The organism is Allobosea sp. 05T422_2 (genome assembly GCF_056396265.1).
The window spans coordinates 1-11,835 of sequence record NZ_JBFTLD010000333.1 but is presented as its reverse complement, the minus strand read 5'-3'; the positions used below and the strand labels follow the sequence as shown (position 1 = coordinate 11,835).

The following is an 11,835-nucleotide window of genomic DNA, read 5'->3' as shown; positions in this document are numbered from 1 at the left end:
CCCGATGCTTGGGGTCTGCTTCGGCAGCCAGATCCTGGCTTCGGCGCTCTGCGGGCGCGACCAGGTGTTTCGCCGGTCCTTCTGCGAAGTCGGCAACAAGTGGCTCGACGTATCGCCGGAAGCGAAGAGCGACCTCATCGCCGACGAGATCGGTGAGCGGGTCTACATGTTCGTCTGGCACAACGACGAGGTGCGCGCCGACCACCCCGACATGCGGATTCTGGCGTCGAGCGACCTCTGTCCCAATCAGATCTGGCGTTATCAGGACCGCAAGGTCTGGGGCATTCAGGGCCATCCCGAGATCACGAAGGCGCAGGCACAGCTTTGGTTCGAGCAGAGCCGGGCCACGATGGAACGCGACGGCGCCGATATCGACGATCTCAAGGCGACCGCCGACGAGGCCCTGCCGGCCAAGACCATGCTCAGCAAGTTCGCCGCGCTTTGCGGCGCAACCGCCGCCTAAACCGACATTCTGCAAAGAGGAGAGGGTTATGAAGAGGCTCATCGTAGCGGCCACAGCATTGGCGCTGTTCGCCCCGGGTATCGCCAGCGCCAAGGAGATGACGTTTTCTTCGTGGGGCGGTGCCTATCAGGAGGCAATTCGCAAGGCCTGGATCCAGCCGTTCACCAAGGAGAGCGGTATCAAGGTCGAAGAGGATACCGGGCCTGAGACCGCCAAGATCAAGGCGATGGTAGAGACTAAATCCGTGAGTTGGGACATCGTCACTGCCGGCGGCGGTGGGTTGATGCGCGGCGTCCGCCAGGGTCTGTTCGAAAAGATCACACCCGACATGGTCAATACGGATCACGTCATCCCCGGCGCGCGCAACGACTACGGCGTCGCCTCGGAGATCTTCTCTACGCTGATTGGCTTCTCGACCAAGGCCTTCCCGGCCGGCGGCCCGCAGCCCAAGAGCTTCGCGGACTTCTGGGACACGGCAAAGTTCCCGGGCAAGCGGACCCTCCCCGACAAGCCCGAAACCGTCATCGAAGCGGCGCTGCTCGCCGACGGCGTTCCGATGGCGGATGTCTACAAGACGCTCTCGACCGAGGCGGGCCTTAAGCGTGCTCTTGATAAAATCCGCGTGCTGAAGCCCAACGTGGCTGTCTGGTGGGCGAGCGGCGCGCAGCCGGTCCAGGCGCTGGGCTCCGGCGAGGTCGTGATGGCTCTGGGCTGGAACGGCCGCTTCCAGTCGGGCATCGAGTCCAAGCTGCCTATCGCCATGGTCTGGGAGCAGCAGATCCCGCAGGTCGGCTTCTTCATGATCCCGAAGGGCGCGCCGAACAAGGCCGAGGCCGTTGCCTTCCTGAACTACATCGCCAAGCCCGAGAACAACGCCCGCCTTTCCGAATACGTCGCCTACGGACCGACCACCGAAAAGGCCTGGGCTTCTATCCCCGCCGCGCGGGCCGAGAGCCTTCCTTCTACCCCGGAGCGGCTGAAGAACGCGCTGTTCCTCGACATCGAGTGGTGGGCCGACAACGGCGCAAAAGTGACCGAGGCCTACACCACCATGCTGAAGGATTGACCATGTCGATCGCCACCCCCTGGTTCCCGCGCGAGGACTATCTCGCGCGGGTCGAGAAAGTCCGCGCCGAGCTGGCGCGGACAGGACAGGACGCCTTCGTAGCCTTCCTGCCTGAGACCGTGACCTATCTCACCGGCTTCTTCACGCGCGGCTATTCGAGTTTTCAGTTCGCCGTCATCCCGCTCAACGGCGATCCCGTGCTGTTCTGCCGCGATGTCGAGGAATATTATCTCGACGCGACCTGCGTGTTCCCGAAGCGGGTCATGTGGACGGACTCCGACGACCGAATTGCGGTCGCGGCACGCGCGATCACTGAGGCGGTTGGCGCCAAGGCAAAGCTCGCCGTCGAGATGCAAGCGTGGACCCTTAGTGTCTCGCGCTACGATGCCTTGCGCGCCGCACTGCCTGAGACAATCTGGAGTGACGCCTCGCGCTTCACCACCGCGATGCGCTTCATCAAGTCGCCCGCTGAGATCGCGTATCAGCGCGCGGCCGGGAACGCGGCCGAAGCCGGCATGGCGGCGGGCATCGCCTCGGCCAAGGCCGGCGCGACAGAGCGCGAGATGGCGGCCGAAATCTGCGCCGCGATGATCCGCGCTGGCAGCGACCTACCCGGACCAGGCGTCCTGTCGTCCGGCGAGCGCGCTTATCACCTGCATGGTGGCTATTCCGACCGCGTGCTCGCGACCGGCGACATCGTCCAGCTTGAGACGACGCCGAATGTGCGCCACTACCATGCGCGCTTCATGCGTCCGATCAAGGTCGCCTCGGCCACCGACGAGGAGCACGCCATCGTTGCCAGGCTGATCGCAATTCAGGATGCGGCGATAGATGCCGTGAAGCCTGGTGTTGCCGCGACAGTGCCGGATTCGATCTATCGCGAGGGCGTGCTGTCAGCCGGTCTACGCGAAACCTATACCAACAAGACGTTCTATTCCGTCGGTCTGATGCTGCAGCCAAACGGGGGAGAACCGCTGGAGGCAGAGCCGACCGCGAGCTGGCACTTCGCGCCCGGCATGACCTTCCACACCTATGTGCTGGCGAAGGGCTTCGGCATGTCCGAGACCATCACCATCACGGCGGAGGGCTGCGAGCGGTTGACCAACTTTCCGCGTCAGCTCTTCGTGGCGTGACCGGCATGGCGACATTTGCATCCGCATCGGCACGGCGTCCCGCCGTGGCGGGACGAGGCTTCCCGGTCTGGCTCGGGCTTTTGCCCTTCGCCATCGTGCTAGCGGTGCTATTCGCCGTTCCGGTGCTGTCGCTGCTTAAGCTCGCCTTCGGCGAGGCCGGCTTCACGCTCGCGCATTTCCGACGAATGGTCGAGGTTCCGGTCTATCGTTCAGTGCTCGCCACGACGCTTGGCATCGCCGGGCTCGTGACGGTGCTGGCGGTCCTGGCCAGCTATCCGCTCGCCTATGTCATGGCGACGGTCGGGCCGCGCATGCGCGCCCTGTTGATGCTGCTCGTGCTGTTGCCGTTCTGGACGAGTGCTCTGGTGCGCACGACGGCCTGGATCATCCTGCTTCAGAGCAATGGGGTGATAAACAAGCTCCTGATGGGCGCCGGCCTGACTTCCACGCCGATCGCCTTCATCTACAATCTATCTGGCGTGCTGATTGGGATGACTCATGTGCTCATGCCRTTCATCGTGCTGCCGCTCTATGCAGCCTTCCGCAATCTCGAACTTTCGACAGTCCAAGCCGCCGAAGGCCTCGGCGCAGGGCCCTTCACCATCTTTCGTCGCATCATTCTGCCATTGACGGCGCCTGGCGTGGTCGCGGGAGCGATGATCGTCTTCATGAACGCAATCGGCTTCTATCTGACGCCCGCTTTGATKGGCGGCCCGGGCCAGACCATGGTCGCGCAAATGATCGCGACCAACATCAACACCGACCTGAACTGGCCCTTCGCCGCGGCACTCGCCAGCGTACTGCTGGTCGCGACMATCACGATGCTTGCCCTGTTCCAGCGCTTCTTTGGGCTAGAGCGGCTGATTGAGGGCGGTGGCGGAAAGGCCGGGGAGCCCTTCACCGTAACCTCGCGCGGCCGCTCGCCTGGCGGCTGGCTCGCCATCCTTTGTGCGGGGCTAATCGGCGCCTTTTTGATCGCTCCCATCGTCATCGTCTTTCCGATGAGCCTGGGCTCCTCGCCCTTCCTCAGCTTTCCGCCCGAGAACTACAGCCTCGTCTGGTACGAGAGCTTCTTCAACACGAGCAAATGGGTCGCGGCGCTAACGCGCTCGCTTCAGATCGCCGCACTCGTCGTCGTAATCTCTGTCACACTGGGGACGCTTGCCGCGCTGGGCGTGTCACGCATGAAGCCGCGTTGGCGCAGCACGGTCGAGACCCTCTTTATCCTGCCGATGATCGTGCCGGTCATCATCCTGGCCGTCGGTCTTTATTACCTGCTCGCGCCGACGGGACTCGTCGGTTCGATCTGGGCGGTCACGCTTGGCCACGTCGTACTCGCGACGCCCTATGTCTTCATCACTGTGCGCGCCGCGCTGAAATCCTTTGACCAGAATCTTGAACTGGCGGCGCTGGGCCTCGGGGCCTCCTGGGTTTCAATGTTCCGCCGCGTGATGCTTCCGGGGATCGCGCCGGGGATCGCGGCAGGTGCAATCTTCGCCTTCATCACCTCATTCGACGACGTCGTGATCGCGCTATTCCTGACCAATATCCGCAGCCGTACGCTCCCGAAGCTGATGTATGAAGGCGTCGCTCACGAGATCGATCCGACGATCATCGCCGCCTCCTGCCTGATCATCCTGGTCACGGTGCTGGTGCTCGGCATCAATCTCCTCGTTTCGAAGCGCAAGACATCATGAGCATCTCCGCTTTAGGAAAAGCCGTCTCGATCCGCTCGCTCGGCAAGAGTTACGGCACGACCCTCGCGCTTGACGGCGTCTCCCTGGAGATCGCCGCCGGTGAATTCTGCACGCTGCTGGGGGCTTCCGGCTCGGGCAAGACGACGCTATTGAAGACCATCGCCGGTTTCGAGACTTACGATGCCGGCCAGATCCTGGTCGGCGGTTCCGACATTGGCCCAGTGCCGGTATCGAAGCGCAATATCGGCATGGTGTTCCAGAATTATGCGCTCTTCCCGCATATGAGTGTGCGCCGCAACGTCGCCTTCGGCCTCGAGATGCGGCAGGTCTCGAAGCGGGATGTCGACGCACGCGTCTCCGAGGCGCTGTCACTGGTCGATCTGAGCGCCTATGGCGAGCGGTTGCCCCGCCAGCTTTCCGGCGGACAGCAGCAGCGCGTTGCCCTGGCCAGGGCGCTGGTAATTAGTCCCGATATCCTCCTGATGGATGAGCCGCTGGGGGCTCTCGACAAGAACCTACGGCAGTCKATCCAKATCGAGCTGAAGCGGCTGCATGCTGCCGTCGGCGCCACAGTGGTCTATGTCACGCATGATCAGGAGGAAGCGCTCTTCCTCTCCGACCGTATCGCGCTGATGGACAAGGGGCGGATCGTGCAAGCGGGCACGCCCCGGGAATTGTACGACAGGCCGGCCAACCGCTTCGTCGCCGGCTTCCTCGGCGAATGCAACTTCATCGCCGTCGAAGGGCGTCAGATCGCCATCCGCCCCGAAAAAGTCTGCGTCGGAACCGAGGCGGCCAGATGCGACCAGAGCCTCCAGGCTCGCGTCGGATCGGTCAATTTCATCGGGCGCGGCTTCCGCGTCATGCTCGAACGCGAAGGCTTCGAGGTCGCAGCCTTGGTTGACGCGTCCGACGAAATCGCTGCCCTGCAGCCCGGTGCGACCGTGTCATTCGGGTACCTGCGCGGCGACGTCATGAACATCGCCTCTGCCTGATCGCGAATAACGAAGAGAACTTCAAAATGCTCCTTACTGCCAGCGCCTCCGGCGTCTACCCGATCGCACCCACGCCGTTCCTGCCCGATGGAGCGGTGGATTGGGCCTCGGTCGACAGTTTATTCTCCTTCTACGACACGATAGGCGCTGATGGGACGACGGTGCTCGGGATGATGGGCGAAGCACCAAAGCTTGAGCCCGATGAATCGCTTGGCATCGTCAAGGCGGCAGTCAGGAACATGCCGGGCAAGCCGGTCATTGTCGGCGTCTCCGCGCCAGGTTTTGCCGCCATGCGCACGCTGGCGCGCCAGTCGATGGAACTCGGCGCGGCCGGGGTGATGATCGCCCCGCCATCGTCGCTGAGGACCGATGATCAGATTACCGGCTATTATGCTCAGGCGGTCGAGGCGATCGGCTCCGAAATCCCCTTCGTCATCCAGGACTTTCCGTTGGCCCTGTCGGTGATCATGACGCCGGCCGTGATCCGCAAGATCGTCATGGACAACCCCTCCTGCGTGATGCTGAAACACGAGGACTGGCCGGGTCTGGAGAAGATATCGACGCTACGCAGGTTTCAGAAGGAAGGCTCACTGCGCGATCTCTCGATCCTCACTGGCAATGGTGGAATGTTCCTCGATTTCGAGATGGAGCGCGGCGCCGACGGCGCGATGACGGGTTATGCCTTCCCCGAATTACTGATCGACGTCGTGACGCTTCAGAAGGCGGGCAATCGCGACGCCGCGCACGATCTCTTCGACACGCATATGCCGCTGCTGCGCTACGAGCAGCAGCAAGGCGCGGGCTTGGCCGTCCGCAAATACACGATGATGAAGCGCGGCATCCTCAGCCATGACGCGCAGCGTAAGCCGGGCTCCACCATCACAGCCGCCGCGAAGGCAGAGGTCGACTACCTACTAGAACGCGTGGCAAAAACCGACCCCAGAGCGAATAGCTGAGCCTGGAGTCGCGTTTCTCCGCCAATTTGCGAGATTTCAACTGCGGCTCAAACCGTGCCCCCTCTGGACCTATGTGGGAACGGTTGAACTGAAGGCGGGTTCTGCTGGGATGTGACGTCCACCCGAGAGGTCCAATGCGTAGCCCTTCGGCGTGGGCCGCCTTGCGGTGGCGCGTGCTGAGTGAAGAAATAGGCGTATGGATAGTCATACGCCTATGCCGAAGCTCTCTCGGCTTGAAGTGATCACGACGGGGTCGCGGCGGCGGTGGACGCCGGAAGAGAAGCTCCGGATCGTCGCGGAGAGTTATTCTGGTCACCGAGCGGCATCTTCGACGGCTCGGCGGCATGGACTGTCGAGCAGCCAGCTTTTCGCCTGGCGCAAGCTGGCCCGTGCAGGCCGCCTATCGGAGATAGACGAGCCAGGCTTCGCGGCGGCGATCATTGTCCCGGAGGCGGCTGCGGCGCTGGAGCGGTCGGCTTGTTCGGCTGGAGCCGGACGTATGGAAATCATCATTGACGACGTGCGCATCCTCGTCGATGCGAGCGTCGATGRTGCAGCCTTGGCCCGCGTGGTCGCTGTCATTGGGCGGCGATGATCCCGGTTCCGTCGAACGTGCGGGTGTGGTTGTCGGTCGGCCGGACCGACATGCGCCGGGGGATGACGGGGCTGGCGCTTCAGGTTCAGGAGGCGCTGGGCCGGGACCCGCACGCTGGCGATTTGTACGTCTTCAGAGGCGCCAGGGGCGATCTGATCAAGATCCTTTGGCACGACGGCCTGGGCATGTCGCTCTATGCGAAGCGGCTGGAGAAGGGCCGCTTTATCTGGCCGTCGCCGGCCGACGGCGTGGTCGCAATCTCGGCGTCGCAGCTGGCCTATATGCTCGACGGTATCGACTGGCGGAACCCGCGGCACAGCTGGCGGCCAAGCAGCGCCGGATAAGGTCGGGACGCTTCATTTTTTAGGAGTCAGCGGGTGGGATTCATGATTCACTTCTTGTCGTGGACGCCGCTCTTGCCGACCTGCCGGACGATATCAACRCGCTGAAAGCGGCGCTGACGATCGAGCGCGCGAAGACGCGGGACGTGGCCGCGGACCTGGCGGTGGCGCGCGCGAAGGCGTCCGAAGATCTGGCCTTGATCGCCCATCAAAAGTTGCGGATCGCCAAGCTGGAGCGGCAGATCTACGGCCCTCGCTCCGAACGGTCGCAACGGCTCATCGACCAGTTGGCGCTGCAGTTCGAGGAACTGGAAGCGAGTGCCACCGAGGATGAGCYGGCTGCGGAAATTGCCGTGGCCAAGGCCACGGTTGTGGCAGGGTTCACCCGCAAGCGCCCCGAACGGAACACCTTCCCCGATCACCTGCCGCGCGAGCGTGTGGTGATCGATCCTCCGACGGCATGCGACTGCTGTGGCGGAACCCGACTGCGCAAGCTGGGCGAGGATGTAACCCGGACTCTGGAAGCGGTCCCCCGCCAATGGAAGGTGATCGAAACCGTGCGGGAGAAGTTCACCTGCCGGGATTGCGAGAAGGTCAGCCAGGCGCCGGGCCCCTTCCACGTGATCCCCAGGGGATGGGCCGGCGCCAACCTGCTGGCGATGATCCTGTTCGAGAAGTTCGGCCAGCATCAGCCCTTGAACCGACAGGCCGAGCGCTATGCCCTGGAAGGCGTACCGGTCAGCCTCTCGACCATGGCCGACGCCGTGGGGTCGGGCTGCGCGGCACTCGACCCGGTTCTGAGGCGGGTTGAAGCGCATGTCATGGCGGCTGAACGCCTGCAYGGCGATGACACCACCGTGCCGGTTCTGGCCAAAGGCAAGACCGATACKGGACGATGTTGGGTCTACGTCCGCGATGACAGGCCGTTCGGTGGGGCATCGCCGCCGGCGGCGATGTTCTATTACTCCCGCGACCGCAAGGGCGAGCATCCSCAARCCCATCTGGCCGGATATRCCGGGCTRTTCCAGGCCGACGCCTTCGATGGGTATCGCCAGCTCTATCTGCCTGAGCGAAGTCCCGGGCGGATCCTGGAAGCAGGGTGCTGGGTTCACGCCAGGCGCCCGTTCTTCGCCATGGCYGATCTTGAGGAGAACGCCCGGCGGCAGGCTGCGGGCAAGAAGACGATCGCCCTCTCTCCCMTWGCGRTCGAGGTCGTGCGCCGCRTCGACGCCCTGTTCGAGATCGAGCGGCCGATCAACGGCAAGARTGCGCWGGAGCGCSGGACAGTTCGCCAGGACCTGAGCAAGCCGCTTGTCGATGCGCTTGCGGTCTACATGCGCGAACAGCGYGCCAAGCTCTCCCGCGGCCACGACCTCGCCAGGGCCATCGATTATATCCTCAAGCGCTGGGCAGCCTTCACCCTGTTCCTGGATGACGGGCGGGTGTGTTTGTCGAACAATGCAGCCGAGCGCGCGCTGCGCGGCATCGCTCTTGGAAGAAAATCATGGATGTTCTGCGGGTCAGACCGGGGAGGTCAACGCGCTGCCGCCATGTACAGCCTCATCGTCACGGCCAAGATGAACGACGTCGATCCTCAGGCCTGGCTCGCCGACGTTCTGGCCAGGATCGCCACGCATCCAGCTCATCGGATCGACGACTTGCTGCCCTGGAACTGGATGCCCAAAGCATCCGCCATCGCTGCGGCGGCGGCCTGACATTGGCCCCGGTTAACAAGGTCCACCATGTCCATACCATTGCCGGGCCAGGCGATGACAGCGTCATGGCGTTCACAGACTTCGGCATCGAGACGCTCAAAGGCCTCGCCGAAATCTACAAAGCCAATCCTCACCTGCTCACAAGATCGGACGACCCGAAATAGCCGTACTGCGGCCTACGCCGCATGGTTACCCCGAACTCGCCTTCGATTACTCTAAGCCTGCCGGAGCGGCTGGGCTCGTTTCGCCTGACTCCGTGACCTGGCGCGTTTTCAAGAATCCGGTTTCGCTTTTCATAGGAGGCATTGCTGCGGTCATCCTCGAATTAGCCGAGCCATCCGTACGAGCGGGGGTATGGGGGCACAGCTCATTCCGCATCGACCCCGTGAAGCGCCTTAGAAGAACAGGCGCAGCAGCTTTGTCGCGCAGCTAACGCCCGAAGACTCCTCACGCGCTTTCACCGAAGGAGCMGAGGCCGCCCGGCTCTACGGCGCCAACGGAGCTCCCGCATCGCTTGAGGCGTGGCGCGTGATGCTTGCGGAGGTCGAGCCCACGCTGACGCACGCGGATGTCATTGAAGAATTCCTGGCTTTAATGATGCACGCGCCGCTCATCGCGAGGCCTTTGCGTCCGATACAACGCATCATGATCCGTGCCTCTTTCGAGCTTATTCCCCCGAAACTGCGCGAGACGTTGGAACTGGATCACCGTCGCCTCACACACCTCCAGCTTAGATTCATCAAACTGGTAGGGCGAATTGCCGATCGAACCCCCATTGTCGCTGCACCTCCAGTGCAGGCTTCAATTCGAATGGGCCGCGATCCCTACTTCCTATATCGTTAGGGCTGGATTGCCCTTTTTGGTTAGTCCTTGCTGTGAAGAGCCTTGGCTCCGATCTGGCGCACGCCATCACAAAAGGCGTGGGCTTTGAAGCAGGGGCCAAGTCGGCCATGGCGCATTCTCGCAAGCAACCGTGACGCCAAATCCAGCCGCTGGCGGCAACATGGACGCCACGTTTCCTATCGTCTTGTGCCCGGAATATCTGCTGCAGCATTCAGCTTCTGAGCCGTAATGACGACCTCAAGACGATTGCGGGCGTTCAGCTTCGCCATCAAATTGGTCATGTAGCCCTTGACGGTCTTATCGCTGAGCGACAACTCATGGGCGATCTCGCTGTTCTTCTTCCCGAGTAGGAGCAATTTTACGATCTGCTCCTCCCGAACGCTTAGTCTGTTGCTGATCGCMTTCTGTCGTTGCAGAGCCTTATCCTGCAAGGCACCAATTACCTTGGTTGCAAAGGCTGGTGTAACATACACATCGCCCTGCTGCGTCGCCCCTAGAGCCTGGAAGAGATCCTCTCCGGGGCTCCCCTTCAGGACATAGCCCCTGGCCCCAATATCCAAGGCCCTGATTGCATCATCCGCATTTGTCGAGGCTGTGAACACAATGATCTTCGTCTCGGGAGCGAACTTCAACGCATCTGAGATTGCCTGAAAAACATCTCCCGCCATGTTGAGATCGACAATCATCTGATCGGGGTGGTGGCTTTTGGCGATCGACACGATGTCGTCCGCGACATTTCCTGTCGCGGCGAGGGTGAAACCGCCCCAACGCTTCAGCAGCGCACCAATACCCTCCATCAGCAGTGGATGATCGTCGACGATAGCAATCAAACGCTCCGGCATGGTTTTAGAACCCCGTACTACCTCCCCAGGCCGACCCGGATGTTTGCGTAGCCACCGCTTTTTGTAAATGCTTCGAAAATCGAAATATCTCTAAAGGCATCACTTAACATCAGATCTAACTCTAGGACATTCGTGTAATTCGCGTTTCCGGAGCCTGAGCGAATGGCGTCCAAGGCTCTCGATGTGAAGCCCCGAGCCGTTGAGTTCGTGTTTTGCCTGCTGCGGTCGAGTGTACCGTGCGAGTTTCCGGGCAGAAGCCTCTAGCGTGTCTCGGCTCAGCAGCCCKCCATACTTCGGACTGATCCCAAGGCAAATATGAACCGATCGCTGTATTGAATTTATGACCTAGCGACACGAGATGTATCGTAATCGTTCTTCGTTTTCGTAGTCACTCAGAACGCGAGTGGAGAGCTCAGAAATTTAGCGTGAAGGATACCAGACATGGATCAGGACACTGGAACTCCGAATTTCGTCGAATTAACATCGGATATTGTTTCGGCTTTCGTAAGTCACAACTCGGTGCCCGCAACTGAACTGCCGGACTTGATCGCGAAGGTCCACCAATCGCTAGGGAAGCTGGTGTCGCCTGAGGTTGCCGCTCCCGTTGAAGAGAAGCGCGAGCCCGCCGTTTCAATAAAGAAATCAATCGCGCCAGATTATCTGATCTGCCTGAATGATGGACGGAGGTTCAAGAGTCTCAAGCGTCATCTGCGGACGGCTTACAATCTTACTCCCGACGACTATCGGAAGATGTGGGGCCTTTCCCCGGACTATCCGATGGTAGCCCCAGTCTATGCCGAGGCTCGGTCGCAACTTGCCAAGAAGATGGGCCTTGGTCAGCAAAGGCGGATGCGCTCGCGGGCTGCATGATGGCCCTTAGAAATTGGACGATTCGTCAAAAGAAAATCCGCCCACTGATGTGGGCGGCTTGATATCTCAGACCTTAAGATTAGCCGCAGATTCTTTGCCACTGCGGCGGTCCGCTTCAACGTCATACGTAATCTTCTGACCTTCTGCTAACCCTCGAAGACCAGCCCGCTCCAAGGCCGTTGCATGGACGAAGACATCTTTACCTCCGGCATCCGGCGTAATGAACCCATAACCCTTGGTTTCGTTATACCACTTGACCGTTCCAGTCGCCATATTGGTTTCCATAGCTTTAGTGACGCGTCCCACCAAAGCGTAGGGT

13 protein-coding genes and 1 pseudogene are annotated in these 11,835 nt (G+C 61.5%); 12 read left to right on the top strand and 2 right to left on the bottom strand.

The window, feature by feature from the left end; translation table 11 throughout:
• From AC1DJT_RS33005 to AC1DJT_RS32955, 11 genes and pseudogenes are all read left to right on the top strand, one after another.
• The coding region (locus AC1DJT_RS33005) for a type 1 glutamine amidotransferase (protein WP_476835725.1) at positions 1-463 on the top strand (463 nt) is incomplete at its 5' end.
• Positions 464-491: 28 nt separating this feature from the next.
• Positions 492-1,529 (top strand): ABC transporter substrate-binding protein, encoded by a 1,038-nt coding sequence (locus AC1DJT_RS33000; RefSeq protein ID WP_441492568.1) that lies wholly within the window; start codon positions 492-494, stop codon positions 1,527-1,529.
• Between the two features lie 2 nt (positions 1,530-1,531).
• Entirely contained in the window at positions 1,532-2,662 is a 1,131-nt protein-coding gene (locus AC1DJT_RS32995; RefSeq protein ID WP_441492567.1) for a M24 family metallopeptidase, read from the top strand.
• A 5-nt stretch (positions 2,663-2,667) separates the two neighbouring features.
• Positions 2,668-4,359, top strand: a complete 1,692-nt coding sequence (locus tag AC1DJT_RS32990; protein ID WP_476835724.1) for an ABC transporter permease subunit — start codon at positions 2,668-2,670, stop codon at positions 4,357-4,359.
• Positions 4,356-5,354, top strand: a complete 999-nt coding sequence (locus AC1DJT_RS32985; protein WP_476835723.1) for an ABC transporter ATP-binding protein — start codon at positions 4,356-4,358, stop codon at positions 5,352-5,354. The genes AC1DJT_RS32990 and AC1DJT_RS32985 overlap by 4 nt, the downstream gene beginning before the upstream one ends.
• A gap of 26 nt (positions 5,355-5,380) precedes the next feature.
• Positions 5,381-6,310 carry a dihydrodipicolinate synthase family protein gene (locus AC1DJT_RS32980; RefSeq protein WP_441492564.1) on the top strand — a complete coding sequence of 310 codons (930 nt, stop codon included), beginning with the start codon at positions 5,381-5,383 and terminating at the stop codon, positions 6,308-6,310.
• Positions 6,311-6,524: 214 nt separating this feature from the next.
• The gene (tnpA, locus tag AC1DJT_RS32975) at positions 6,525-6,905 is read left to right on the top strand and encodes an IS66-like element accessory protein TnpA (RefSeq protein ID WP_476768580.1); all 381 of its coding nucleotides are present in this window, start codon (positions 6,525-6,527) and stop codon (positions 6,903-6,905) included.
• Positions 6,902-7,249, top strand: coding sequence for an IS66 family insertion sequence element accessory protein TnpB (gene tnpB / locus AC1DJT_RS32970; protein ID WP_441493345.1), 348 nt, complete (start codon positions 6,902-6,904; stop codon positions 7,247-7,249). The genes tnpA and tnpB overlap by 4 nt, the downstream gene beginning before the upstream one ends.
• Positions 7,250-7,341: 92 nt before the next feature.
• The gene (tnpC, locus tag AC1DJT_RS32965; RefSeq protein ID WP_476835726.1) at positions 7,342-8,961 is read left to right on the top strand and encodes an IS66 family transposase; all 1,620 of its coding nucleotides are present in this window, start codon (positions 7,342-7,344) and stop codon (positions 8,959-8,961) included.
• A 256-nt stretch (positions 8,962-9,217) separates the two neighbouring features.
• A complete protein-coding gene (locus tag AC1DJT_RS32960; RefSeq protein ID WP_476771005.1) occupies positions 9,218-9,394 on the top strand; it encodes an oxygenase MpaB family protein in 177 nt (58 codons plus the stop codon).
• Positions 9,391-9,804 (top strand): annotated as a pseudogene (locus tag AC1DJT_RS32955) (oxygenase MpaB family protein); the annotation flags it as partial. The gene AC1DJT_RS32960 and the pseudogene AC1DJT_RS32955, both read left to right, overlap by 4 nt.
• A gap of 176 nt (positions 9,805-9,980) precedes the next feature.
• Here AC1DJT_RS32955 and AC1DJT_RS32950 read toward each other — a convergent pair.
• The gene (locus AC1DJT_RS32950) at positions 9,981-10,646 is read right to left on the bottom strand and encodes a response regulator (protein WP_476835722.1); all 666 of its coding nucleotides are present in this window, start codon (positions 10,644-10,646) and stop codon (positions 9,981-9,983) included.
• Between the two features lie 441 nt (positions 10,647-11,087).
• On the opposite strand from AC1DJT_RS32950, the gene AC1DJT_RS32945 reads away from it, so the two are divergent.
• Positions 11,088-11,516, top strand: coding sequence for a Ros/MucR family transcriptional regulator (locus tag AC1DJT_RS32945; RefSeq protein ID WP_476771007.1), 429 nt, complete (start codon positions 11,088-11,090; stop codon positions 11,514-11,516).
• Positions 11,517-11,582: 66 nt separating this feature from the next.
• Here the strand turns inward: AC1DJT_RS32945 and AC1DJT_RS32940 are convergent, their stop codons facing one another.
• Positions 11,583-11,789, bottom strand: a complete 207-nt coding sequence (locus tag AC1DJT_RS32940) for a cold-shock protein (protein WP_476771008.1) — start codon at positions 11,787-11,789, stop codon at positions 11,583-11,585.
• Positions 11,790-11,835 lie beyond the last annotated feature (46 nt).